The sequence below is a fragment of the Ewingella allii genome (assembly GCF_044430645.1).
Taxonomy (GTDB): Bacteria; Pseudomonadota; Gammaproteobacteria; order Enterobacterales; family Enterobacteriaceae; genus Ewingella; species Ewingella allii.
This window is the reverse complement of the sequence record NZ_JAWUDN010000002.1, coordinates 43,909-69,421: the sequence shown is the minus strand read 5'-3', so window position 1 is coordinate 69,421 and position 25,513 is coordinate 43,909. Positions and strand designations below refer to the sequence as shown.

The 25,513-nt window shown below is 53.8% G+C and carries 24 protein-coding genes; 14 read left to right on the top strand and 10 right to left on the bottom strand.

Annotated features, from left to right (window positions below; translation table 11 throughout):
- Positions 1 to 27 precede the first annotated feature (27 nt).
- Positions 28 to 603 (top strand): GDP-mannose pyrophosphatase NudK, encoded by a 576-nt coding sequence (gene nudK, locus SBO83_RS07070; RefSeq protein WP_353502887.1) that lies wholly within the window; start codon positions 28 to 30, stop codon positions 601 to 603.
- A gap of 78 nt (positions 604 to 681) precedes the next feature.
- Here nudK and SBO83_RS07065 read toward each other — a convergent pair whose 3' ends face one another.
- The gene (locus SBO83_RS07065; protein ID WP_353502886.1) at positions 682 to 1,854 is read right to left on the bottom strand and encodes a hypothetical protein; all 1,173 of its coding nucleotides are present in this window, start codon (positions 1,852 to 1,854) and stop codon (positions 682 to 684) included.
- A 187-nt stretch (positions 1,855 to 2,041) separates the two neighbouring features.
- On the opposite strand from SBO83_RS07065, the gene SBO83_RS07060 reads away from it, so the two are divergent.
- Positions 2,042 to 3,115, top strand: coding sequence for a DUF1176 domain-containing protein (locus SBO83_RS07060; protein WP_396131221.1), 1,074 nt, complete (start codon positions 2,042 to 2,044; stop codon positions 3,113 to 3,115).
- Positions 3,116 to 3,193: 78 nt separating this feature from the next.
- On the opposite strand, the gene tkt is transcribed toward SBO83_RS07060, so the two are convergent.
- A complete protein-coding gene (gene tkt / locus SBO83_RS07055) occupies positions 3,194 to 5,188 on the bottom strand; it encodes a transketolase (RefSeq protein WP_353502885.1) in 1,995 nt (664 codons plus the stop codon).
- Between the two features lie 17 nt (positions 5,189 to 5,205).
- Entirely contained in the window at positions 5,206 to 6,156 is a 951-nt protein-coding gene (gene tal / locus SBO83_RS07050; protein ID WP_396130977.1) for a transaldolase, read from the bottom strand.
- Between the two features lie 439 nt (positions 6,157 to 6,595).
- On the opposite strand from tal, the gene maeB reads away from it, so the two are divergent.
- Entirely contained in the window at positions 6,596 to 8,875 is a 2,280-nt protein-coding gene (gene maeB / locus SBO83_RS07045) for an NADP-dependent oxaloacetate-decarboxylating malate dehydrogenase (protein ID WP_396130976.1), read from the top strand.
- A gap of 91 nt (positions 8,876 to 8,966) precedes the next feature.
- Here the strand turns inward: maeB and uriH are convergent, their stop codons facing one another.
- The 4 genes from uriH to amiA form a co-directional block, all read right to left on the bottom strand.
- On the bottom strand, positions 8,967 to 9,914 hold the full coding sequence (gene uriH / locus SBO83_RS07040) for a uridine-preferring nucleoside hydrolase UriH (protein ID WP_396130975.1): 948 nt from the start codon (positions 9,912 to 9,914) through the stop codon (positions 8,967 to 8,969).
- A gap of 78 nt (positions 9,915 to 9,992) precedes the next feature.
- Positions 9,993 to 10,442 (bottom strand): YaiI/YqxD family protein, encoded by a 450-nt coding sequence (locus SBO83_RS07035; RefSeq protein WP_396130974.1) that lies wholly within the window; start codon positions 10,440 to 10,442, stop codon positions 9,993 to 9,995.
- Positions 10,442 to 11,374, bottom strand: coding sequence for an oxygen-dependent coproporphyrinogen oxidase (gene hemF, locus SBO83_RS07030; RefSeq protein WP_396130973.1), 933 nt, complete (start codon positions 11,372 to 11,374; stop codon positions 10,442 to 10,444). The genes SBO83_RS07035 and hemF overlap by 1 nt, the downstream gene beginning before the upstream one ends.
- 141 nt (positions 11,375 to 11,515) lie before the next feature.
- Positions 11,516 to 12,403, bottom strand: a complete 888-nt coding sequence (gene amiA / locus SBO83_RS07025; protein ID WP_396130972.1) for an N-acetylmuramoyl-L-alanine amidase AmiA — start codon at positions 12,401 to 12,403, stop codon at positions 11,516 to 11,518.
- Between the two features lie 217 nt (positions 12,404 to 12,620).
- Here amiA and SBO83_RS07020 point away from each other — a divergent pair, with 217 nt between their 5' ends.
- The gene (locus tag SBO83_RS07020; protein ID WP_034792052.1) at positions 12,621 to 13,046 is read left to right on the top strand and encodes a GNAT family acetyltransferase; all 426 of its coding nucleotides are present in this window, start codon (positions 12,621 to 12,623) and stop codon (positions 13,044 to 13,046) included.
- Between the two features lie 92 nt (positions 13,047 to 13,138).
- Here the strand turns inward: SBO83_RS07020 and SBO83_RS07015 are convergent, their stop codons facing one another.
- Complete coding sequence (locus tag SBO83_RS07015; protein ID WP_353504006.1) at positions 13,139 to 13,540, bottom strand: YgiW/YdeI family stress tolerance OB fold protein; 402 nt, start codon at positions 13,538 to 13,540, stop codon at positions 13,139 to 13,141.
- Between the two features lie 169 nt (positions 13,541 to 13,709).
- Here SBO83_RS07015 and SBO83_RS07010 point away from each other — a divergent pair, with 169 nt between their 5' ends.
- From SBO83_RS07010 to SBO83_RS06965, 10 genes are all read left to right on the top strand, one after another.
- Complete coding sequence (locus tag SBO83_RS07010; protein ID WP_185689542.1) at positions 13,710 to 14,153, top strand: DUF2919 domain-containing protein; 444 nt, start codon at positions 13,710 to 13,712, stop codon at positions 14,151 to 14,153.
- 144 nt (positions 14,154 to 14,297) lie between these two features.
- Positions 14,298 to 14,921 carry an RpoE-regulated lipoprotein gene (locus SBO83_RS07005; RefSeq protein WP_353504005.1) on the top strand — a complete coding sequence of 208 codons (624 nt, stop codon included), beginning with the start codon at positions 14,298 to 14,300 and terminating at the stop codon, positions 14,919 to 14,921.
- Positions 14,922 to 15,060: 139 nt separating this feature from the next.
- Positions 15,061 to 15,960, top strand: a complete 900-nt coding sequence (locus SBO83_RS07000; protein WP_396130971.1) for a Dyp-type peroxidase — start codon at positions 15,061 to 15,063, stop codon at positions 15,958 to 15,960.
- Positions 15,961 to 16,186: 226 nt separating this feature from the next.
- Positions 16,187 to 17,203 (top strand): sulfate ABC transporter substrate-binding protein, encoded by a 1,017-nt coding sequence (locus SBO83_RS06995; RefSeq protein ID WP_396130970.1) that lies wholly within the window; start codon positions 16,187 to 16,189, stop codon positions 17,201 to 17,203.
- On the top strand, positions 17,203 to 18,033 hold the full coding sequence (gene cysT / locus SBO83_RS06990) for a sulfate/thiosulfate ABC transporter permease CysT (protein ID WP_396130969.1): 831 nt from the start codon (positions 17,203 to 17,205) through the stop codon (positions 18,031 to 18,033). Before SBO83_RS06995 ends, cysT begins: the two co-directional genes overlap by 1 nt.
- Positions 18,033 to 18,908 carry a sulfate/thiosulfate ABC transporter permease CysW gene (gene cysW / locus SBO83_RS06985; RefSeq protein WP_396130968.1) on the top strand — a complete coding sequence of 292 codons (876 nt, stop codon included), beginning with the start codon at positions 18,033 to 18,035 and terminating at the stop codon, positions 18,906 to 18,908. The genes cysT and cysW overlap by 1 nt, the downstream gene beginning before the upstream one ends.
- Entirely contained in the window at positions 18,898 to 19,992 is a 1,095-nt protein-coding gene (cysA, locus tag SBO83_RS06980; protein WP_396130967.1) for a sulfate/thiosulfate ABC transporter ATP-binding protein CysA, read from the top strand. The genes cysW and cysA overlap by 11 nt, the downstream gene beginning before the upstream one ends.
- A gap of 128 nt (positions 19,993 to 20,120) precedes the next feature.
- A complete protein-coding gene (gene cysM, locus SBO83_RS06975; RefSeq protein WP_396130966.1) occupies positions 20,121 to 21,005 on the top strand; it encodes a cysteine synthase CysM in 885 nt (294 codons plus the stop codon).
- Positions 21,006 to 21,105: 100 nt separating this feature from the next.
- Complete coding sequence (locus SBO83_RS06970; RefSeq protein ID WP_034792034.1) at positions 21,106 to 21,789, top strand: response regulator transcription factor; 684 nt, start codon at positions 21,106 to 21,108, stop codon at positions 21,787 to 21,789.
- The gene (locus tag SBO83_RS06965; RefSeq protein WP_353502873.1) at positions 21,770 to 23,119 is read left to right on the top strand and encodes a HAMP domain-containing sensor histidine kinase; all 1,350 of its coding nucleotides are present in this window, start codon (positions 21,770 to 21,772) and stop codon (positions 23,117 to 23,119) included. The genes SBO83_RS06970 and SBO83_RS06965 overlap by 20 nt, the downstream gene beginning before the upstream one ends.
- Before the next feature lie 96 nt (positions 23,120 to 23,215).
- Here the strand turns inward: SBO83_RS06965 and crr are convergent, their stop codons facing one another.
- Positions 23,216 to 23,725, bottom strand: coding sequence for a PTS glucose transporter subunit IIA (gene crr / locus SBO83_RS06960; protein ID WP_353502872.1), 510 nt, complete (start codon positions 23,723 to 23,725; stop codon positions 23,216 to 23,218).
- 47 nt (positions 23,726 to 23,772) lie between these two features.
- Positions 23,773 to 25,500: a phosphoenolpyruvate-protein phosphotransferase PtsI gene (gene ptsI / locus SBO83_RS06955; RefSeq protein WP_353502871.1), complete on the bottom strand. Its 1,728-nt coding sequence runs from the start codon at positions 25,498 to 25,500 to the stop codon at positions 23,773 to 23,775.
- Positions 25,501 to 25,513: the final 13 nt, after the last annotated feature.

The window sequence follows — 25,513 nt, the reverse complement described above, 5'->3', positions numbered from 1 at the left end:
CTGACTTTTATTGGGCGGGGACGCGGTATGTCATCAAAGATTGAAAATGTGCAAAAGCAGTTACTTTCTGATAACTGGTACGTTTTACACAAATACACCTACGACCTCATTAAGAACAACGGTGAGCGCCAACCTCAGGTTCGTGAAGTTTATGACCGGGGCAACGGGGCCACCATTCTGCTCTACAATCGCCACAAAAAAACCGTCCTGCTAATTAACCAATTTCGCATGCCGACTTACGTCAATGGCAATGCCACGGGCATGTTGCTGGAAACCTGCGCAGGCCTGCTGGACGACGACTCGCCGGAAGATTGCGTGCGCAAAGAGGCGATTGAAGAGACGGGCTATGTGGTGGGGCCGGTGCAAAAGCTGTTCGAAGCCTACATGTCGCCGGGCAGCGTGACGGAAGTCGTACACTTCTTTGCCGCCGAATATGATGACTCGCAGCGCGCCTATTCCGGCGGCGGCGTGGACGATGAAGATATTGAAGTGGTAGAGCTGCCCTTTACTCAGGCGCTGGAGATGATCAAAGACGGGCGCATCAAGGACGGCAAAACCATTATGCTGCTGCAATATGCCCAGACGCAGGGTTGGATGGCGTAATCTTATCCGCTGAATCACCACGCAAAAGGCTGAGAAAAGCCCTTTGCGTGGTCAGCGTGAGGTCTGAAAGTAGCAAAGCTACTGCGGCAAGTGCAGCTTCACGTTACCTGTATGGCCATCAATGGCGCTCCACGGCAATATCGACCAGTCTGGTCCTTCGCAAGAACGCATCACGCGGGCAAAGGATGGACCAAAATAGATCCCCTTAGCTGTCAAATACCACGCAGGGAAATGCCAAACCTGTGCATCCGAATAGTCGCAATCATCATCGCTATCCTCGGTGGGCTTAACCATCTCTGTGGGATGAGCAAGGGCCATCTCTTTTACCAACCAAGGTGCAAATTTTTTCTCGCGATAGGCCGAAAAGGTGTCGAAGTCCACGTCGCTGGCACCCGGCGCGGCGCGGTCTTCTGCTTCGCTATAGTGGAAAGGTTTACCTTCACCTACCCACAGCACGTCTTCCAACGTCAGCGGCTCGGCGGTTTTCGCATTGAGGTTAATGGGGGACTCGCCGAAATCAGGGTGCGCGCCGCCACAGTCATAGTTGGTAAACAGACTAACGCTTACCACGTCTGCTGACATATAGGTCGGCGTCACCGTCTGGCTATAATCACCCTCGCCAAAGCGCGTGGCGCCCAGCATGCAGGCGTGCCAACTGATCACTTCTTGCCACAGGCGGGCGCGAAGCCGGGTATTGATGGCTTCCATCTGCTTTTGCGGGTAGCCAGAAACCACTTCGAACAGGCTGATATTTGACTGCGGCTCGCTCCACCACTGCAGGGTGAATCCCATGAAATCCTGCTGCTTGCCCTCCACTAGATTGATGCCAGAAAGGCGCAAATACTCATAAGGGTCACTGTGCAGCAGAGAACCCGGATAGCTGTCATCACTCTTATCTGGCAGGGCTGCGGGCTTGAAGCTTACAGGCAGCGATTTGCCTTTCGGGTCGGTCCAGGTACCTTGCCAGTTGCCCTGTGGATCATGCTCCAAAGTGAGGGAAGGGTGTGGAGTATCATCAAAATCGTCAGCGCCTTCAGTCAGGCTCAACTCATTATTTTTCAGCGTGCCGCTCAAAGGCAGGTCCAGCCGATATTTCTGATAGAAATAGCGCCCGGTTACCTCTTGCGGCTTATTCAGGTCTAACTCGACGACTATGTTGGCCTTACCTAACGTGCCGGTGAATACTGAAAGAGGTTCTTCAGCAAAGGCCGACATCGAGAAAAGCGCCACCCAAACTATCCAAAACTTCATCCGTTTCTCCTGAAAAGACGATGATGCTTTTTGCATCTTTTTTATCTATTTTTCGGCCCCAGACAACCGCGCTACAGAATATCAGTCTGATGAGACAGTGAAAGTTTTGTCGCAAAATTAATTTTAATGGCTCGGCATCCTCTTAAGCTATTATCAGGTCGATGAATTCAAAAAAGAGCAGAAAGTGATGAACGCCAACTGGATAACCGCTCCCCTTTTTGTGCTGGCAGGCCTCTTCGCCTCTAGCGCTTTTGCCGATCCTCTACAAACTATCTACAACGACTGGCAGCTCAGTTGCGACAACCTCAACCACTGTTCCGCCAGAAATTCGCAGGACGGGCAGGAACTGATTCTCAATATTTCTCGCGATGCCGGGCCAGAAGGGCGGGCCGCGATTAAAATTGATTACCAGCGCAGTGGCGATGATTTAGGCAGCGAGCAGCCTATCGCCAATCGTTTACAGCTTGATGGCAGAACTTTACCCTTTAATCACCGCGAATGGGATGTCAGTAAAAACAGCCTGACGACCAGCAATCGTCTGGTGGTAAATGAGTTTATCGCCGCGATCCGCGAAGGCAATACCATTCAGTTAACCGGCAAGCTGGATCCACAGCAGGCCGTTAAACCTGCTATCTCTTTGAAAGGCTTGAAGGCCGCGCTGCTGGCAATTGACGCCCAGCAGGGACGCGTCGGCACGAAAACTGCCTGGGCAAACCGAGGTAATAAACCAGCCAACACGGTTCCGCTGGCACCAGCGGCCCCTTTTCAGCCGCGCTTTAGTGAACCTCATCCTTTAACTGACACCGAAATCTCGGCCATTACCCAGAATGCCGCCGCCACTATTGATAACAATGATTGCAGCCTTGAGCCGTCTGAGCGGGAAGTCCACCTGTTTGCCTTGAGTAATGATAAGGCGCTGATGACGGTCAACTGCGATATGGGGGCCTATAACCTGTTTGTCCTTGGTTTTAGCGTGTCGCGTCAGGCTCCTTATAAAACGGAAGATTTGGCTCTCAATATGCCGTTCAAACTGGGGGATGAAGAGGAGTCGCCGGAGCTTATCAACGCCGACTTTGACCCGAAAACCGGCGAGCTGTCTACCTTTGACAAAGGCCGAGGCATTGGCGATTGCGGTGTGGCTTCTCGCTGGGTTTTCGACGGTAAAGCTTTCCAGCTGACCTCGTTCTCCTCCGAGCCAAGCTGTGATGGTTACAGCAGTGGCGGCGAGTGGCCGGTATTGTGGGTAACGCAAAAACGCTGACTTCCAACGGGTTAACGTTTCTCCGTAGACAAAAAAGGCATCCCTCGGGATGCCTTTTGCTTTTGGTTGATTAGCTCATTACTTGAGTAATGACTGAGCCTGAGCCACCACGTTATCCACGGTAAAGCCGAACTCTTTGAACAGCAGATCAGCCGGAGCAGACTCGCCGAAGCTGTGCATGCCCACTACCGCGCCGTTTAACCCGACGTATTTGTACCAGTAGTCGGCAATCCCAGCTTCTATCGCGACGCGCGCGGTGACGGCTTTTGGCAGCACGGATTCACGGTAAGCCGCGTCCTGTTTGTCGAATGCGTCGGTCGATGGCATAGAAACCACGCGCACTTTAGTACCAGATGCTGCCAGCTTATCAGCCGCTTCCACGGTGATGCCCACTTCTGAACCCGTGGCGATCAGGATAATGTCCGGCGTACCTTCACTGTCTTTCAGCACATAGCCACCGCGAGCAATATTGGCGACTTGCTCCTTGGTACGCGGCTGTTGGGTCAGGTTTTGACGAGAGAAAATCAGCGCCGCCGGGCCATCGTTGCGCTCAATGGCATATTTCCAGGCTACGGCAGACTCCACCTGATCCGCCGGACGCCAGGTGCTCATGTTTGGCGTAACGCGCAGGCTGGCCATTTGCTCGACCGGCTGGTGGGTTGGGCCATCTTCGCCCAGACCGATGGAGTCATGGGTATAGACGAAGATATTGCGGATCTTCATCAATGCCGCCATACGCACCGCGTTACGGGCATATTCAACGAACATCAGGAAGGTGGCAGAGTACGGCAGGAAGCCGCCGTGCAGCGCGATACCGTTACTGATGGCGGTCATACCGAATTCGCGCACGCCGTAGTGAATGTAGTTACCGGCAAGGTCATCGCCCAGCGATTTCGAGCCAGACCACATGGTCAGGTTGCTTGGCGCGAGGTCAGCGGAGCCGCCGAGGAACTCTGGCAGCACTTTGCCGAAAGCTTCCAGCGTGTTCTGTGAGGCCTTACGGCTGGCGATGTTGGCAGGTTTGGCCTGCAACTCTTCGATAAATTTCTGCGACTCAGTGGCCCAATTGGCTGGCAGTTCGCCTTGCACGCGGCGTTTAAACTCTTTTGCCAATTCAGGATGCGCTTGGGCGTAGGCGTCAAACTTGGCGTTCCACGCGGCTTCTTTGGCTTTACCGGCTTCTTTCGCGTCCCAACCGGCATAAATATCCTGTGGGATCTCAAACGGCGCGTGGGTCCAGCCGATGTTTTTACGGGTTGCCGCCACTTCATCGTTACCCAGAGCCGCGCCGTGCGCCTCGTGAGTCCCGGCTTTGTTCGGCGAGCCGAAGGCAATCACGGTTTTACACAGCAGCAGTGAAGGCTTGTCGGTGACTTTGTGAGCTTCATCAATGGCTTTCTTGATGGCTTCGGAGTCATGGCCGTCAACACCGCGGATCACGTGCCAGCCGTAGGCTTCAAAACGCTTAGCGGTGTCATCGGTAAACCAGCCTTCGACGTGACCGTCAATGGAAATGCCGTTGTCATCATAAAACGCGGTCAGTTTGCCGAGCTTCATGGTACCGGCCAGGGATGAGGCTTCGTGGGAAATACCTTCCATCATGCAGCCGTCGCCCAAGAAGGCGTAGGTATGGTGGTCAACGATGTCGTGACCCGGCTTGTTGAACTGCGCCGCCAGCGTGCGCTCGGCAATCGCAAAACCTACGGCGTTGGCAATGCCCTGACCCAACGGGCCGGTGGTGGTTTCCACGCCCGGCGTGTAGCCATATTCTGGGTGGCCCGGCGTTTTGGAGTGCAGTTGGCGGAAATTAGCCAATTCGCTGATTGGCAGGTCGTAGCCAGTAAGATGCAGCAGGCTGTAAATCAGCATTGAGCCGTGGCCGTTAGACAGTACAAAACGGTCGCGATCGGCCCAGTTTGGGTTGGTCGGGTTATGATTCATATAGTCACGCCATAGGACTTCGGCAATATCTGCCATGCCCATCGGGGCGCCTGGGTGACCAGAATTGGCTTTCTGTACGGCGTCCATACTCAATGCGCGGATAGCGTTCGCAAGCTCTTTACGAGAAGGCATTATTCGACTCCAGTTAATTAAAGTTCAGCGGCCAGCATGTCTTCCAGCTTCTGCTGGTCAACGGCGAAAGTACGGATACCTTCGGACAGTTTTTCAACCGCCATTGGATCCTGATTGTGCAACCAGCGGAACTCGCTCTCAGTCAGTGGCTCAGGCTGAGGGGAACCTTTCGTTGAAGGTTCAAGTTTGCGTTCTACCGGCGCGGTGCTGGCTTTCAGCTCTTCTAACAAATTCGGGGAGATAGTCAGGCGGTCACAACCGGCCAGGGCCAGAATTTGTTCCACTTTGCGGAAGCTGGCCCCCATGATCACGGTCTGATATTTATGGGATTTGTAGTATTCATAGATATCACGGACGGATTTCACACCCGGATCTTTTTCGACATCATAGGTCGCATTTGGCTCTTTGGCTTTATACCAGTCATAGATACGGCCGACGAATGGGGAGATCAGGTACACGCCAGCTTCGGCACAAGCGCGGGCCTGAGCGAAGGAGAACAACAGAGTCAGGTTACAGTTGATACCTTCGCGTTCTAACTCTTCGGCGGCTTTGATGCCTTCCCAGGTTGACGCCAGCTTGATGAGAATGCGTGATTTATCAACGCCTTTCTCTTCATACATCGCAATCAGCTTACGCGCTTTGGCCAGACACTGTTCACGGTCGAAAGAGAGGCGAGCATCGACCTCTGTCGAAATGCGACCCGGCACGCTTTTCAGGATTTCTAACCCGATGTTAACGGCGAGCCTGTCGCTGGCATTGACTATTTGAGTCTCTTTGCTGCCACCTTTATTGCGAGCGTAATCCAGCGCGTCTTTGATAAGCCCTTGATACTGCGGCAAATCGGCGGCTTTGAGGATTAAGGATGGGTTGGTGGTGGCATCTTGCGGTTCGAAATGACGGATAGATTCAATGTCGCCACTGTCGGCGACCACCGTGGTCAATTTTTTCAGTGCGTCTAACTGGTTCATCTCTACTCCTTTAAATGCTTTTCGTCTTGCAAGCATTGTTATCAAAAATCTTGCGCGCCGTTGCGCAACTCGTGGCGCAACTTTTTACGTGGGGCTCATACCCTGCATCAATTTGTTAACAATTTGAATGTGCTTTTTCTGATTGTTGTGATGGGCCAGAGCAATGGAAAACACAAAAGCTAACGCAAGGCTGAACGTTCAACCTGAGTTGCGCAAGGGGGAACTTTAAGCGTAGTTCATTTTTGCGAGATGTCTTCCGTGAACGAAAAGTAAGCGATGTAACGACTCGATTTTGGTCGTGCTTCATAGTTTGTCGTGGCAAGTTACCTATACTAGATTTCGTGAAAGGCCGAACTCAAAGCCTTCCCGATCTCTACAGATGACCCTACAAAAACGACGAATAACTACCTCACCTACAAAAAGAAAAGAGGCCCCGACGATGGATGAACAGCTGAAACAAAGTGCGCTCGATTTTCATGAGTTTCCTGTACCGGGAAAGATTCAGGTTTCTCCGACCAAACCCCTCGCCACTCAGCGTGATTTAGCGCTGGCTTACTCTCCGGGCGTAGCGGCTCCTTGCCTTGAAATTCAAAAAGATCCGCTGGCGGCCTACAAATACACCGCCAGAGGCAATTTGGTTGCCGTGATTTCAAACGGCACGGCGGTGCTTGGGTTGGGTAACATCGGGGCACTGGCGGGCAAACCGGTGATGGAAGGTAAAGGCGTATTGTTTAAGAAATTCGCTGGCATTGATGTGTTTGATATCGAAGTCGACGAGTTAGATCCGGACAAACTGATAGACGTGATCGCCGCCCTGGAGCCGACCTTTGGCGGCATCAATCTGGAAGATATCAAAGCGCCGGAATGCTTTTACATTGAGCAAAAGCTGCGTGAACGCATGAAAATTCCTGTGTTCCATGATGACCAGCACGGCACCGCCATTATCTGTACCGCCGCCGTGCTCAACGGTCTGCGAGTGGTGGGTAAAAACATTTCTGATGTCCGTCTGGTGGTATCAGGGGCCGGTGCCTCAGCCATTGCCTGCCTGAACCTGTTGGTCGCACTAGGCCTGAAGCGCCATAACATCACCGCCTGTGATTCGCGCGGGGTTATCTACAAAGGCCGCGAAGAGAACATGGCGGAAACCAAAGCCGCCTATGCGATAGATGACAACGGGCAGCGCACGCTGGCCGATGCTATCCCTAATGCAGACATTTTCCTCGGTTGTTCTGGCCCCGGCGTGTTGACGCAGGATATGGTCAAAACCATGGGTAAAGATCCGCTGATTTTAGCTTTGGCGAACCCCGAGCCGGAGATCCTGCCGCCGCTGGCCAAGGCGGTGCGCCCTGATGCCATAATCTGTACCGGCCGCTCTGATTTCCCTAATCAGGTCAATAACGTGCTGTGCTTCCCGTTTATCTTCCGTGGCGCGCTGGACGTCGGCGCAACCACCATAAATGAAGAGATGAAACTGGCCTGTGTCCATGCCATTGCCGATCTGGCGATGGCCGAGCAGAGCGACGTTGTGGCCTCGGCCTACGGCGAAGAAGAGCTCTCTTTTGGCCCGGATTACATCATTCCTAAGCCCTTTGATCCGCGCCTGATTGTCAAAATCGCTCCCGCTGTGGCGAAAGCGGCAATGGAGTCCGGCGTGGCGACCCAGCCGATTGAGGATTTCGACGCCTATGTCGAGAAACTCTCTGAGTTCGTCTACAAAACCAACCTGTTTATGAAGCCGATTTTCTCCCAAGCCAAAACCGACGCTAAACGCGTGGTGATGGCAGAGGGGGAGGAGGAGCGCGTGCTGCATGCGACTCAAGAACTGGTAACGCTGGGGCTGGCGAAACCCATTCTGGTTGGCCGGCCAAGCGTCATCGACATGCGGCTTAAAAAGCTCGGATTGCAAATTGAGGCAGGCAAGGATTTCGATGTTGTAAACAATGAGTCCGACCCGCGTTTCAACGAATATTGGAGCGAGTACTACCAGTTGATGAAGCGTCGCGGTGTGTCTCAGGAGCAGGCGCGTCGCGAAGTGATCGGCAATCCAACCCTGATCGCCGCCATCATGCTGCTGCGCGGCGAAGCAGACGCGATGATTTGCGGCACCATTGGCACCTATCACGAGCATTATGACGTGGTGGAGAAGGTGTTTGGTTTCCGCGAAGGGACGAGCGTAGCCGGGGCGATGAACGCGCTGCTGCTGCCGAGCGGCAACACCTTTATTGCCGACACCTATGTCAATGACGATCCAACCCCTGAGCAGCTTGCCGAAATCACCCTGATGGCGGCGGAAACCGTGCGGCGTTTTGGTATCGAACCAAAAGTCGCACTGCTTTCTCACTCGAGTTTCGGCACCTCGGATGGCACGTCGGCGGTGAAGATGCGCAAAACGCTGGCGTTAATTAACCAGCGGGCGCCTGAGCTGGAAATTGATGGCGAAATGCATGGCGATGCTGCCTTGGTGGAGAGCATTCGTCAGGACATCATGCCGGACAGCCCGTTAAAAGGCGCGGCGAATATCCTCATCATGCCCAATATGGAGGCGGCGCGTATCAGCTATAACTTGCTGCGCGTCTCTAGCTCGGAAGGTGTAACCGTGGGGCCGGTGCTAATGGGCGTTTCTAAGCCAGTGCATATTCTCACCCCGATTGCCTCGGTGCGGCGCATCGTCAATATGGTGGCTTTAGCCGTAGTGGAGGCACAAACCGAGCCGCTGTGATGGGGCTGGGTAAGCTGAAAAGAGATAAAAGAAGAGGGGAGACGAGGCGCTGAGTCAGCGCCTCTGTTTAACGCTTAGGTTGTGCCAACGCTTAAAACTCAACTTCACCAATGCGCTCAAGGGCATCGACAATCAAGTCCCAGAAACGCTGGTTGTCCAATTTAACCGCCACCTGTGTATGGCAGTCAGGTGGGGGAGGAGAGCGGAAGTCAGCCACGGTCATGCCCAGCGTGAGGGTGCCGGTAAGCTCGATATCAACCGGCGCTTTGCGCACCGTCATCACTTTCGGGTCGATGACATAAGCCACGGCACATGGATCATGAACCGGCGGCGCGTCGAAACCCTGACGGTCTTTGTAACTCTGGCTGAAGAAATCGAGCAGTTCGGTCACGAATTTGGCCGGGCGAGTGCCTACGGCAGCAATGCGGTTGTAAACCTCCGGGGTTGCCAGTGCCTGATGCGTGAGGTCTAGCCCGACCATGGTCAGTGGCCATTTTTCGTTGAAAACGATATGCGCGGCTTCGGGGTCGATTTTGATATTAAACTCCGCCACCGCGCTCCAGTTACCCTCGTGGTAACCGCCGCCCATCAGCACCACTTCTTTAACGCGCTCAGCAATGCGCGGCTCTTTGCGCACGGCTAAGGCGATATTGGTTAATCCGCCTGTTGGTACCAAAGTAATGGTTTTTGGCGGATGGGACATGACAAGGTCGATGATCAGATCAATGGCGTGGATCGGCTCAATCTTAATGGCGGGTTCTGGCAGCACAGGGCCATCAAGTCCAGAGTCACCGTGGATTTCCTCTGCCACCTCAACCTGACGCACCAGTGGGCGAGTGGCCCCTGCGGCGAAGGGAACGCCGGTGATGTTCGCTACCCGAGCTACCGCCAACGCGTTACGAGTGACTTTCTCCAGCGTCTGGTTGCCGACGACGGTGGTGACGGCGAGCAGTTCAATCTCAGGGTTGCCGTGTGCTAAAAGCATGGCGATTGCATCGTCATGCCCCGGGTCGCAATCAAGAATGATTTTTGTAGCCATTATTATCTTCTCTTTGTAGGGGGGCCTTCATACAGGTAAGTGGATAAAAATTAAGACATTGTTTTTATTATGGCCGGATCATTTTTTGGCTTTTTGCAGCCACTTATCCAGCTCATTGGCGAACTGTTGGCGGTCACGCTGGTTGAGTGCCGGTGGCCCGCCGGTCTGCACGCCGCTGGCGCGCATGGTGTCCATGAAATCGCGCATGTTCAAACGCTCTTTGATGGTTTCATTGGTGTAGCGCTCGCCGCGCGGGTTAAGCGCCACGCCGCCTTTTTCGATTACTTCGGCAGCCAGCGGGATATCAGCCGTGATGACCAAATCCCCCGGCTCGGTGCGTTTGACGATTTCGTTATCCGCCACGTCGAAGCCCGCCTCAACGCGCAGGGTGCGGATAAACTTCGACGGCGGGGTGCGGATAATCTGGTTGGCGACCAGCGTCACCATCATGCCGGTACGTTCGGCAGCGCGAAACAGCACCTCTTTGATGACGTTCGGGCAGGCGTCGGCATCGACCCAAATTTGCATTAATTGGACTCCTTGTCGGCCAGCCAGTCGCGAACCGGCAGGAAGTCGCGGTACAGCGCGGCTTCCGGGCTGTCGGTTTCTGGCTGGAAGTTATATTCCCAACGCACCAGAGGGGGCATAGACATCAAGATAGATTCCGTTCTGCCGCCGGTTTGCAGGCCGAATAGCGTGCCGCGATCCCAAACCAGATTGAATTCGACGTAGCGGCCACGGCGGTAGAGCTGGAACTGGCGCTCGCGCTCGCCCCACGCCATGGATTTGCGCTTCTCAACGATAGGCAGATAGGCCTCGGTAAAGCCATTCCCCACCGCCTGCATGAAGGCAAAGCAGTGGTTGAAATCAGGGGTGTTCAAGTCATCGAAGAACAGGCCGCCGATACCTCGGGCCTCCTTGCGGTGCTTGATAAAGAAGTAGTCGTCACACCACTTTTTATATTTCGGATAGACGTCGCCGCCGAAGGGCTGGCAAAGCTGCTGCGCGGTTAAATGCCAATGACGAGCATCTTCTTCAAAACCGTAGAAAGGCGTCAGGTCGAAGCCGCCGCCAAACCACCAAACCGGTGCTTCACCCGGCTTTTCCGCGATAAAGAAACGCACGTTGGCATGGCTGGTAGGAATGTAAGGGCTGAGTGGGTGGATCACTAAAGAGACGCCCATGGCCTGAAAGCTGCGCCCTGCTAACTCGGGTCGATGCGCCGTGGCTGATGCCGGTAAGGTGGCGCCATGCACGTGGGAGAAGTTGACGCCCGCTTGTTCAAAAACCGCGCCTTGGGTTAATACGCGGCTGCGTCCGCCACCGCCTTCTTCGCGCACCCACTCATCTTCTGCAAACTGCGCCTTGCCATCGGCGGCGGCTAACTGTTGGCAGATAGTTTCCTGTAGGGAGAGCAGGAAGGCTTTTACTTGGGCGATGTCGGGGATCGGTTGACTCATGAGTTAACTCACAGACGTTGGCTTAAAAGACATTCAGCGCCCGAATAGGCGCTGAATCAAAAATGGGCCTCAGTATATACCCAAAATCGCCTGATATGCAGGAAGGCTGCAATAGGCAGAGCGCATTACTGGCGCGAAGCCTTAGCGCGGCTTGCGTTCAGTGGCGTCGAAATAGCTAAAGAAATTAACGATGCCCTGAGAAATCGCCTGAGCAATCTCTTTGCGGAAGGCCGTCGTGCTGAGCAGCTGCTCTTCGTGGTGATTGGTGATAAACGAGGTTTCCACCAGAATCGACGGAATTGATGGCGACTTCAGTACCGCAAAGGCCGCCTGCTCGGTCTGCTGGCTGTGCAGATGGTGAATAGGGCGAATCCTCTCCAGCACGTGGTGGCCGAGGGTCAGGCTGTTTTTGATGGTGTCGGTCTGCACTAAGTCGAATAACACTTGTTGCAGATAGTTGGTGTCTTCTTTCGCCACTTTGGCACCGGCCACTAAGTCGGCGTCATTCTCTTTTTTCGACATATAACGCGCCATCGCGCTGCTGGCACCGCGATTGGACAGTGCAAACACTGAGGCGCCCGAGGCGCTAGGGCTGGTGTAGCCATCGGCGTGAATCGACACAAAGAGGTCGGCCTGATGCTGGTGGGCGATTTCAACGCGCTGATAAAGCGGAATAAAATGGTCGGAATCGCGGGTAAGCTTCACCTCGATGTTGCTATGGGAACCGAGGATCTCGCGCACATAGTTGGCGATTTCCAGCACCACGTGTTTCTCTTCCGAGCCTTCATGCCCCACCGCGCCGGAGTCGATGCCGCCGTGGCCGGGATCAATCATCACCAGTTTTTTAGCATTCGCCGGTTTCGGGGCTGGTGCAGTTTTGGTGATATGCAGTTGTTGTTGCGCCGCAACGGCGGAGCGAGTGCCCAGTACGCCAAAAGCCAGCCCGAGGCCGGAGAGCAACAGTTGGCGGCGGGTTGCAGAAGCAGGTAAAGGTTGGAAATGGAGAAACTTATTTAAAGGGTTAAGCATGGCGCATACCGTCAACATAAAACAGAATGGTTATGTTATAGAGTATCCTTTCCGTGGGTTCGATCTGAGAACTATTACTTTTTATGAATTTTGTGTCGTAAATGAATAAATTAGAAGCGAATGTGAGTAACTGTCTATTTTGATATTGCGTATCAAGCAGATCACGCGATAATTAACCAATACCTATTAACTCTTTAACAAACAGCGGCGAACAGTGATGGACATTCGCATATACCGGCAAGATGATTTCGACGAAGTGCTGACCTTATGGGAGCGCTGCGATCTGCTGCGCCCGTGGAATGATCCTGAAATGGACATTGAGCGTAAACAGAACCACAGTCCTGAACTGTTTTTGGTCGCCGAAGTTGGCGGTGAAGTCGTGGGTTCCGTGATGGGCGGCTATGATGGCCATCGCGGGTCAGCATATTACCTTGGCGTGCATCCTGATTATCGCGGGCGAGGCATTGCTAATGCACTAATTAATCGTCTGGAAAAGAAGTTAATTGCCCGAGGCTGCCCGAAAATTAATTTAATGGTGCGTGCCGAAAATGACGCGGTAGTGAGCATGTATGAAAAGCTGGATTATGAAATTCAGGATGCGCTGACTCTCGGCAAGCGGCTGATTGAAGACCAAGAATATTAAAGCTCACTGCTTATTGAGCCGATAAAAAGCCCCGACGCACTGCTCGGGGCTTTTTTATTTACAGCCAATAACTGCTGCCAAGTGGCGGAAACTTACTTGATGATTTTGATCGATTTCACATCAATCTCAACTGAGTTCCAGTCTTTATCGACTTCACCTTCGATCCGCACTTTATCTTTAGGCGACACGTTCTGTCCCTGCCAGCGGTCGTGGTCGATATCCACATTAATGGTGCCGCTGTTATCGCGGAAAATATATTTGTCGCTGCCAACGCGCTGATCGATATAGCCTTCCAGCTGAACCCATTGGTCATCGTTCATGGTTTGCGCATCTTTCACCGTGCTGAGCGCGGTGGTGTTTCCCGTAAAACCACCTTTATTGCTCGGCTGGGTTTGGGCCTGTGGCGCGTTCGGGTCTTGGAAGCCGCCAGTCTGCTGAGCCAACGCCGGAAGGGTGCAAAGTGCAATGAGGGTTGCCAGAGTGATCTTCTTCATCATAATAGGTCGTCCTTAATTAACTGGTTCTGGTGAGTGTAGCAATTCATCCTTTAATTGGATGTCTTGCCGCGTTGAGAAACATTAAAGCAGACTGTTCTTAACGGTTTCTTAAGCTGGGTTAGTTACTTTTCAGTCACGACAATTCGAAGGAAATATTTCTGAGGCTATGAACCCAGACGATTACAACAATCACGGCATGCTGCGTTTACCGCTGTGGTTTTGGACCATTTTGATTTTGCAGGCGCGCACTTGGTTGCTGTTTGTGATGGCAGGGGCGTCAAGCCAACAGGGCACGGATTTACTCAAGCTGTTCTATCCTGATACGCAAAGTTTTTGGCACGGAATGCTACTCGGCCTACCTCCGGCGCTGGTCTTTATGCTCAGCGGACGTCGCCATCTGTGGCCGCGATTGTGGCAAAGTGGCTACTGGCTGTTGCTGGCGGGAATGTTTGTCACCTTTGTGCTGCAAGGGTTGGGGCTGTGGCAGGGGGCTGACACGCCGTCGCTGGTTGATTTGGCTCTCGCGTTGCTTGACGCCGCCGCGCTGGCCTATTGGCTATTAAGCCGCCGCCTGCGGGCCTGTTTTGACGCATCTCAGCAGGTAACATAAAGCTTGTTGCCTCGTAGCTGAACTTTTTGAGCCAATTAGCACTCGAACTGCCGCTGACCGATAAACTCCATTTTGTTATGAATGGGCTAGACGGAGTCCCGGCAGACTTAAATGGACATGAAAGGAGTGAACCGAATGACGACTATGTCGCACAGGGCAAAACAACAGCCAAGCGTGAAGCATCCGCTGAAGGCTCTTAGCCCACTTTTACTGGCATTACCCCTGTTATTAACAGGCTGTTCGACGGTTTCTAACATGTCCTGGTCGAGCATGAACCCGATGAACTGGTTTAGCAGCAGCCTGAAAGTCACCGATCAGGGCGTGGGCAAAGTCACCGCCAGCACTCCTCTGACCGAAGATGCGATTAAAGATGCCCTAGACGGCGACTATCGCCTGCGCAGCGGCATGTCGATGAATGACGGCAAAATGCTGGCGTTCTATCAGGCGATGGACGGCAAAGAGGTCAAAATTACCCTCAGCGGCGAGCCGAAGGGCCGCGTGCAGCGCATTGATGTCACTGACCCTAAAGTGGAAAGCGAGTGGGGCGTCAAAGTGGGAACGCCATTTAGCGACCTCTACACAAAAGCTTTCGAAAGCTGTGTGAAAGGCACCGGCGACGACGCGCAGAGCGTGGTGTGTAAAGCGCCGCAGAGCCAGCGCGTCAGCTACGTCTTTAGCGGCATATGGCACGGGCCGGAAGAGCTAATGCCGTCTGATGACGCGCTGAAAGACTGGAAAGTCAGCAAAATTGTTTGGCGAGCTAACTAAGCGCCATTCTCTCAACAAGGCTTTAAAACAAGCCTTTAAAAATAGTGCTGAAAAACTCTGCAATGCCTTGCGTCCGCGCAAGGCATTTTTATTGACTTCGGTTATGATAGCCGCCGTCAAATTTACGAGGATAAAAAACGTGACTCAGGTACAGAGTGGCATTCTGCTCGAACATTGCCGTTTCGGCATTTTCATTGAAGCGAAAGTTCAAGGCGAGCTGGATAGTCTGCGGCAGGGTTGCCGTGTGTTTGCTGCCGCATTAAGTGAAATGCAGCAGAAATTCCCCCAAGAAAAACTCGGCGCGGTGCTGGCTTTCGGCCATGACGTCTGGCGCGATCTTTCAGGCGGCCAGGGCGCTGATGAATTAAAACCTTTCGAGCCGCTAGGCAAAGGTCTGGCTCCGGCCACCCAGCGCGACGTGCTGCTGCATATCCAATCTTTGCGCCATAACGTGAACTTCGCCGTGGCACAGGCGGCGCTGGCGGCTTTCGGCAAATCGATTCTGGTGGAAGAAGAGACTCACGGCTTCCGTGGTATCGAAGATCGCGATTTAAGCGGCTTTGTCGATGGCACCGAAAACCCGAAAGACGCAGCACGCGCGCAGGTCGCTATCATTCCAGAAGGGCATCAGGACGCGGGCGGCAGCTACGTGATGGTCCAGCGCTGGAAGCACAATTTAACCCAGTGGAATCGTTTCTCCGTCAGCCAGCAAGAAGAGGTCATCGGCCGCACTAAGCTGACCGACGAAGAGCTGGACTCAGAAACGCGCCCGGACACTTCGCACGTCAGCCGCGTGGATCTGAAAGAAGAGGGCAAAGGCCTGAAAATTCTGCGCCAGAGCCTGCCTTACGGCACCGCCAGCGGCGAACACGGCCTCTATTTCATCTCTTATTGCTCCCGCCTGTGGAACATCGAGAAACAGCTGTTGAGCATGTTTGGTGACTTAGACGGCAAGCGCGACGCCATGCTGCGCTTCACCCGCCCGGTGACCGGAAGCTACTATTTCGCGCCGTCCCTGACTCGCCTGCTGGCGCTCTAATTTCCCCCTTGGCGCGCCTGTGTCGGGCGCGCCACGTCACGCCTCACTACTGTTAATGCCCACCTAGGCCAGCCTTTTTCGGCTTATAGCTTTTCATGCTTGAAAATCACTAAACGGTATATAAAACCGTTACAGCCTGACCCTGAGTTATAAATACACTGTGGACTACTAAAGTGGCTGAGTTTTGCCATGTCGGATGTCCATACACTCAAGGCGGCGCATGAAAATGAACGGATTTAGAAGCGGATTACTCAAGAGTTCTCTTGCCGCCATGCTGCTGGCCAGCGGCGCGGCCTCCGCCACGGAATTACTCAATAGCTCCTATGATGTGGCGCGCGAACTGTTCGCTGCGCTCAATCCGCCATTTCAAAAGCAGTGGGCAGAGCAAAACGGTGGCGACAAGCTGGAAATTAAACAGTCTCACGCTGGCTCCTCCAAGCAGGCTTTGGCCATTCTGCAAGGCCTGAAGGCCGATGTCGTCACTTACAATCAGGTGACTGACGTACAAATTCTGCATGACCGCGGTGACCTGATCCCCGCCAACTGGCAAAGCCGCTTGCCTAACAACAGTTCGCCATTCTATTCGACCATGGCGTTCTTGGTGCGCAAGGGCAACCCGAAAAACATTCACAGCTGGGACGACTTAACCCGTGCCGACGTCAAACTGATCTTCCCGAATCCGAAAACGTCAGGCAACGGCCGCTATACCTATCTGGCGGCGTGGGGCGCGTTCAATCTGGAAGACGGTAAAAACCAGGAACAGACCCGCGCGAAAATGACCCAGTTCCTGAAAAACGTTCAGGTATTTGATACCGGCGGCCGTGGCGCCACCACCACCTTCGTCGAGCGCGGGCTGGGCGACGTGCTGATCAGCTTCGAGTCCGAAGTGAACAATATTCGCAAGCAATACGGCGACGACAACTATGAAGTGATTGTCCCGCCGGTCGACATTCTGGCTGAGTTCCCGGTGGCATGGGTCGACAAAAACGTCGAGAAAAACGGCACTGAGAAAGCGGCCAAAGATTACCTGAATTACCTCTGGAGCCCGCAGGCACAGAAAATTATCACCAGCTTCAACTACCGCGTATATGACAAAACGGCAATGGCGGCAGCGAAAGGGCAGTTCCCAGATACCAAGCTGTTTAAAGTTGAAGATCAGTTCGGTAGCTGGCCGCAGGTGATGAAAACGCATTTCGATACCGGCGGCGAGCTGGATAAATTGTTAGAGCAGGGTCACAAGTAATGTTGTTGTCGAGCAAACGCGTACTTCCCGGATTCACCCTCAGCCTAGGCAGCAGCTTGCTGTTCGTGTGTCTGGTGCTGTTATTGCCGCTGAGTGCATTGGTGATGCAGTTGTCACAAATGACGCTGGCGCAGTATTGGTCGGTCATTACCAATGATCAGGTGGTTGCAGCTTATAAAGTCACTCTGCTGTCGGCGGGCGTGGCCAGTATTTTTAACTGCTTCTTCGGCATGCTGATGGCGTGGATCCTCACGCGCTATGAGTTTCCGGGCAAGAGCTTGCTCGACGGCTTAATGGATTTGCCCTTTGCATTGCCGACGGCGGTGGCGGGCCTGACGCTGGCCGGGCTGTTTTCGGTCAACGGCTTTTATGGTCAGTGGCTGGCGCATTTTGATATCAAAGTGGCCTACACCTGGCTGGGTATTGCAGTCGCCATGGCCTTCACCAGCATTCCGTTTGTGGTGCGCACGGTGCAGCCGGTACTGGAAGAGCTAGGGCCGGAGTATGAAGAAGCTGCCGAAACCTTGGGTGCTTCGCGCTGGCAGAGCTTCCGCCGCGTGGTGTTGCCAGAGGTGATGCCGTCGCTGATGGCGGGCACCGCGCTGTCATTCACCCGCAGCCTTGGCGAGTTCGGCGCGGTGATTTTCATCGCCGGTAACATCGCGTGGAAAACGGAAGTGACCTCGCTGATGATTTTCATTCGCTTGCAGGAGTTTGACTACCCGGCGGCCAGCGCAATTGCTTCGGTGATTTTGGCGGCATCCCTGCTGTTGCTGTTTGCGATTAACACTTTACAAAGCCGTTATGGCCGTCGTCTTGGAGGTCATTAATGTCTGATATTCCGGCTTACTCAAGGGAAGCGCGTCGGCCAATCGACTGGACCAAATGGCTGTTGATTGGCACCGGCATGCTGATTTGCCTGCTGCTGCTGGTCATCCCGATGATCAGTATTTTCGTGCTGGCGTTTTCGGATGGCATTGCGGCGGTGTGGAAGAACCTGTCTGACTCCGACATGCTGCACTCTATCTGGCTGACGGTGTTAATGGCGCTGATCACCGTGCCGGTGAATCTGGTGTTCGGTACGCTGCTGGCGTGGCTGGTGGCGAGATTTAATTTCCCTGGGCGTCAGCTGCTGCTGACCCTGATCGACATTCCTTTTGCCGTGTCGCCGGTGGTCGCTGGCCTGCTGTATCTGCTGTTTTACGGCACCAATGGCCCGCTGGGGCCGTGGCTGGATGCCCATAATCTGCAATTTATGTTCGCCTGGCCGGGCATGGTGATGGTGACTATATTCGTCACCTGTCCGTTTGTTATTCGCGAGCTGGTGCCGGTGATGCTCAGTCAGGGCAGCCATGAAGATGAAGCCGCCGTGCTGCTCGGCGCGTCGGGCTGGCAGATGTTCCGCCGCGTGACCTTACCCAATATTCGCTGGGCGCTGCTGTACGGCGTGGTGTTGACCAACGCCCGCGCCATTGGTGAGTTCGGCGCCGTGTCGGTGGTTTCCGGTTCTATCCGTGGCGAAACCTACACGTTGCCATTACAAGTTGAATTACTGCATCAGGACTATAACACCGCTGGCGCGTTTACCGCCGCCGCGCTGTTGACCCTGATGGCGATAGTCACTCTATTTCTGAAAAGCGGCCTGCAATGGCGTTTGAAGCGTCACAACGACCGTCTTGAGCGGGAGGATAGCAATGAGCATTGAAATTAACGGTATCAACAAATACTTCGGCCGCACCAAGGTGCTGAACGATATCTCGCTCGATATTCCTTCCGGCCAAATGGTGGCGCTGCTCGGGCCGTCCGGCTCCGGCAAAACCACACTATTGCGCATTATCGCCGGTCTGGAAAACCAGAGCGCCGGTAAGCTGAGTTTCCACGGCAAAGACGTCAGTCAGGTTCACGCCCGCGATCGTCAGGTCGGTTTTGTGTTCCAGCACTACGCACTGTTCCGCCACATGACGGTGTTCGACAACATCGCCTTTGGCCTGACCGTGCTGCCGCGCCGCGAGCGCCCGAATACTGAAGCGATTAAAAAGAAAGTCACCCAACTGCTGGAAATGGTGCAGCTGAGCCACTTGGCGAATCGCTATCCGTCCCAGCTGTCCGGCGGGCAGAAGCAGCGCGTGGCGCTGGCCCGCGCTCTGGCTGTCGAGCCGCAAATCTTGCTGTTGGATGAGCCTTTCGGCGCGCTGGACGCTCAGGTTCGTAAAGAGCTGCGCCGCTGGCTGCGTCAGCTGCACGAAGAGTTGAAATTCACCAGCGTGTTTGTCACCCACGACCAGGAAGAGGCAATGGAAGTCGCGGATCGCGTGGTGGTGATGAGCCAAGGCAATATCGAACAAGTGGGCACGCCGCCGGAAATCTGGCGTGACCCGACAACGCGCTTCGTGCTGGAGTTTATGGGCGAAGTGAATAAAATCAGCGGCGACATTCGCGGCTCCCAGCTCTACGTCGGCCCATATCACTGGCCGCTGGAAAACCCGCCGTTGCATCAGGGCGCGGTTGATCTATTCCTGCGCCCGTGGGAAATGGAAATCACCGCGCAGCCAACCCAGCGCTGCCCGTTACCGGTGAAAGTGTTGGAAGTCAGCCCGCGTGGTCATTTCTGGCAGTTAATCGTCCATGCAGAAGGTTGGCACGACGAGCCACTGTCAGTGGTACTGTCTGATTTTGCAGGACAATCTACCCCGCAGCGCGGCGATCGTTTCTACGTGGGTGGCCTGAACGGCCGGCTGTACGCCGGGGACGAAGCACTGCAACCCGTTGCATTGGCGAAAAGTGCCTGATACTTTTTAGCCAATTCAGGTTAAATTTCTTTAAAAAGGGCGGTCTGCGAGCTGCCCTTTTTATCGTCTAATTCTTATTTATTCGTTTTTACATGGTGTTTATAACCCATAGCGATAAGGCAAGCACAGTGAGCACGCTCGAACAGTACATCGGCAATACGCCTCTGGTGAAATTACAGCGACTGACCCAGGATCTGGACAGTGAGATTTGGGTCAAACTGGAAGGCAATAACCCCGCTGGCTCGGTTAAAGATCGCGCCGCGCTTTTTATGGTCGAGCAGGCCGAAAAGCGCGGAGAGATCTGCCCTGGCGATACGCTGATTGAAGCCACCAGTGGTAACACCGGTATCGCCCTGGCGATGATTGCCGCGCTCAAGGGTTATAAACTCAAGCTGTTAATGCCCGAAAATATGAGCCTGGAGCGTCAGGCCTCTATGCGCGCCTATGGGGCAGAATTGCTGCTGATTAGCCGTGCGCAGGGGATGGAAGGCGCGCGAGACTTGGCGTTGGAGATGCAGAGACAGGGGCAGGGCAAGGTGCTGGATCAGTTTAATAATGCTGATAATCCGCTGGCACATTTCACGACCACCGGCCCGGAAATTTGGCAGCAAACGGCGGGACGCATAACCCATTTTGTTTCCAGTATGGGCACCACCGGCACCATTACCGGCGTCAGCCGCTTCCTGCGCACTCAGAGCAGTGAGGTGAAAATCATTGGTTTGCAGCCCGAAGAGGGCAGCAGCATTCCGGGCATTCGCCGCTGGCCGCGGGCTTATATGCCGGGTATCTTCAAGGCAGAACTGGTGGATGAAACCATCGACATGGCGCAGCAAGAGGCTGAAGACACCATGCGCGAGCTGGCTCGCCAAGAGGGGATTTTCTGTGGCGTCAGCTCCGGCGGCGCGGTGGCCGGTGCTCTGCGCGTTGCTCGTGCCAACCCCGGCAGCGTGGTGGTGGCGATCATTTGCGACCGTGGCGATCGCTACCTTTCGACTGGCGTGTTCGATCTCTAAGCCCTACTTTGACTTACAAGTGTAAAATTAGAGTAAAAGCGGCTGCGCGTGGTCGGGTTAGGGATAAAAATAACCAGAACTCAGTTAGGTGGAAATGATGATGAAAATTTTATTGGTCGATGACGATCTCGAACTGGGTACCATGCTCAGCGAATATTTAATTGCTGAAGGCTTTAACGCATCGTTGGTGCTGACTGGCAAGGCCGGAATTGACGGCGCGATGTCCGGCGAGTATTCCGCGATGATCCTCGACATCATGCTGCCTGATATGAGCGGCATTGACGTGCTGCGCCAAGTGCGCAAAAACAGCCGTCTGCCGATCATCATGCTGACCGCCAAAGGCGACAACATTGACCGCGTTATCGGGCTGGAGATGGGCGCGGATGACTATATGCCGAAGCCTTGCTATCCGCGCGAGCTGGTGGCGCGCCTGCGTGCCGTGCTGCGTCGTGTTGAAGAGCAGCAGGAAGCCCCTTCTGACTCATCCGTCATCCATTATGGTGACCTGACATTGAATCCGGCAACGCGCAGCAGTCAGTGGCGCGGTGCGCTGTTTGACTTGACCGCCTCTGAATTCAATCTGCTGGAGCTGTTGCTGCGCGCGCCAGAGCGCGTGGTGTCAAAGGATGAGCTGTCCGAGAAAGGCTTGGGGCGTCCGCGCGAGGCCTACGACCGCAGCATTGATGTGCATATCAGCAACATTCGCCAGAAACTGGCGTCGCTTGCTGGCGGCGATATCCTGACTATTGAGACGGTAAGAAGTATTGGCTATCGCATCAGGTAAACGCCTTCGCGGAAGGCTATTTTGGAAAATCCTGTTTGGATTTTGGTTCACCTTCATTGCCATCACTCAGGTTCTCTGGGTGACTTTTGCTTTCTATAACCACCACGAGCCGCCGGAAAGCGGCATCGCGCGACGGTTTGTGAAGCTGCAAATCACTTCAGCCGTCTCCACATTGCGCTCAGGCGGCATGCCCGCCCTCGACGCCATGATGGCCGACTGGCCGGATGATGACCGCCAGTTCTTCTCCGTCACCCCCTCGATGGTGCCCGCCGAAGGCGAAACGCTGCAGTCGCTGGCGCCGGGTAACGCGCCGAAAGAGATTGTCGAGTTCGTGCAGGGGCCGAAAGGGCAGGGCTATCGGCTGCGTTATAACGTCGAAGGGCTGATGAGCGAATACCGGCCGAAGCATCGCGAGCATATGCTACACATCCCGACGCCGCTGCTATGGATAGGCGGCCTCGGCGGCCTGCTGTTCAGCGCGGTGCTGGCGTGGAACCTAACTCGGCCAATGCTGCAAATGCGTCAGGCCTTTGGCCGCGTGGCGCAGGGGGACCTGTCGGTGCGCCTGTTTGCCAAAATGGGCAAACGCCACGACGAGCTGTCCGACGTGGCGCGGGACTTCGACTCCATGGCCGAACGCCTACAGGTGCTGGTTAAAGCGCGCGAGGAGCTGCTCCACGACGTTTCCCATGAACTACGCTCACCCTTGGCCCGATTACAGCTAGCGATTGGCCTGGCGCGGCAGAACCCCCTTAACGTCGAAACCTCATTACAGCGTATCGAACATGAGGCGGGGCGGCTGGATAAGATGATTGGCGAACTGCTGGCGCTCTCACGAACTGAAAACGACCAGATGCCGCACGAAGAGTATTTTGATCTGTATGGGCTGGTGGAGGCGGTGGTCAACGATGCGCGCTACGAAGCACAGCTTCCCGGCGTAGAGATTGAGCTGAGGCCAGACACTCCTGATCAGAATGACTACACGGTGAAGGGCAATGCTGAGCTGATGCGACGGGCAATTGATAACGTGGTGCGCAACGCGCTGCGTTTCTCCGCCCGCGAGCAAAAAGTGGTGGTGTCGCTGATTCAGTCGGAAGGTTGGTTGACGATTGAAGTGGAAGATCAGGGGCCGGGCGTCGAGGAAGACAAGCTTTCTAGCATCTTCGACCCGTTCGTCAGGGTGATGTCGCCGCTATCCGGCAAAGGCTACGGGCTTGGCTTAGCTATTACGCGCAAAGTAATGGTGGCGCACGACGGCAAAGTCGAGGCGCGCAACGCCACGCCGCACGGCCTGATTATCAGCCTGCAAGTGCCGCACTGGAAGATTTAAACCCAACAAATAATCTAGCCGAACAACACCTTTTCAATAATTTCAGGCAATAAAAAAGGCGCTTAGATTAAGCGCCTTTTCACATCATTGAGAGACTTACTTTTTGATACGGATGATTGGCGTTTCGCCAACGGTCACAGTACCAGTCAGTTTAATCAGCTCTTTGATCTCATCCATGTTAGAGATAACAACCGGAGTCAGGGTAGACTTGGCTTTCTCTTCCAGCAGAGGCAGATCAAACTCGATAATCAAATCACCTTTCTTAACGCGTTGACCTTCTTCAGCGATGCGTTTGAAGCCTTCGCCTTTCAGTTCAACGGTATCAATACCGAAGTGGACAAACAGCTCAATGCCGCTGTCGGATTCGATAGAGAAAGCATGGTTAGTTTCGAAGATTTTACCGATAGTACCGTCAACCGGTGCAACCATTTTGTTGCCAGCTGGTTTGATGGCAATACCGTCGCCGACGATTTTCTCAGCGAAAACAACGTCTGGCACATCTTCAATGTTGACAATTTCACCAGAGATCGGCGCTACGATTTCAATAGTGCCAACTTCTTTTTTATCATCAGAAACTAGTGATTTCAGTTTATCGAACAAACCCATGATCTTCTCCTAAGCATTAATTTGGGCAGCTTTCCAGCATCGCGCAATTAGCAGAGTGTTTTTTCTTCAATGAACTTGTTAACCAGGTTCATTAACTCTTGCGCCGTAGGTTGGGCCAGGGCCTGGTCTGCCAGCGCTTTCACATCTTCGAAGTTCGTATTACGAATAATTTTCTTGATGCGCGGGATAGAGATAGCACTCATGCTGAACTCATCTAAACCCATGCCCAATAGAAGAAGTGTAGCACGTTCGTCACCTGCTAGCTCGCCACACATGCCAGTCCATTTGCCAGCAGCATGAGATGCGTCAATGACTTGCTTAATTAAAGCCAGTACAGAAGGTGACATTGGGTTGTAAAGATGAGAAATCAGCTCATTACCGCGATCTACTGCCAGAGTATACTGGGTAAGATCGTTAGTACCAATACTGAAGAAATCGACTTCTTTTGCCAGATGATGGGCAATCACTGCCGCCGCTGGTGTTTCCACCATCACGCCAACTTCAATGCTTTCATCAAAGGCTTTGCCTTCTTCGCGCAGCTGCGCTTTCAGCAAGTCCAGCTCTGCTTTCAGTTCACGCACTTCCTCAACGGAAATGATCATTGGGAACATGATACGCAGTTTACCGAACGCGGAAGCACGCAGAATGGCACGCAGCTGGTCGTGAAGAATTTCTTTACGGTCCAAACAGATGCGGATTGCGCGCCAGCCCAGGAATGGGTTCTCTTCTTTCGGCAAGTTCATGTATGGCAGGTCTTTGTCACCGCCAATGTCCATGGTACGCACGATAACTGCCTGTGAGCCCATCGCTTCAGCTACGGCTTTATATGCCTGGAATTGCTCTTCTTCGGTAGGCAGGCTTTCACGGTCCATGAACAGGAATTCGGTACGATACAGGCCAACACCTTCAGCGCCATTGCGCTCTGCACCGGCGACGTCGCGCACGGTACCGATATTGGCACAAACTTCCACCTGATGACCGTCCAGCGTGATTGCCGGCAAGTCTTTCAGCTTGGTCAGTTCGTCTTTTTCTGAGATGTACTGGTTCTGAACGGCTTTCAGCTCGTCAATAATATCTGCCGTCGGGTTGACGTAGATTTTATTGTTTACGGCATCAAGGATCAGATAGTCATCATTTTTCACCTGCTTGGTCACATCGCTGGTGCCGACAATTGCCGGTAATTCCAGAGAACGTGCCATGATGGAGGTGTGGGAAGTACGGCCACCCAGATCAGTGATGAAGCCCAGCACCTTGTTCAGGTTCAGCTGTGCAGTCTCTGATGGTGTTAGATCGGTCGCGACCAGAATAACTTCATCCTGGATGGAGCTCAGATCGACAATCGCCAGTCCCAAAATGTTGCGCAGAAGGCGTTTACCGATGTCACGCACGTCAGCCGCGCGCTCTTTCAGGTATTCATCATCCAGCTCTTCCAAAGCCTTGGCTTGCCCTTCAATAACAGAAAAGGCAGCGGCGTCAGCGGAAGCGTGCTCATCTTTGATAAGGGCTATGATTTCCTGCTCAAGCTCTTCGTCTTCCAACAACATAATGTGGCCTTCGAAGATGGCTTCTTTCTCTTCACCGAAGGTCTCGCCTGCTTTGGTTTTGATCGTCTCTAACTGTGCTGAAGCTTTAGCACGGCCTGACAGGAAACGTTTTACTTCCTGATCAACTTCTTCAGGAGAGATTTTTTTCCGGTTGATGACAATCTCATCTTCTTTCAACAGAAGCGCTTTGCCGAAAGCGATACCGGGAGATACTAAAATGCCTGAAATCATAACCCTACCTTTC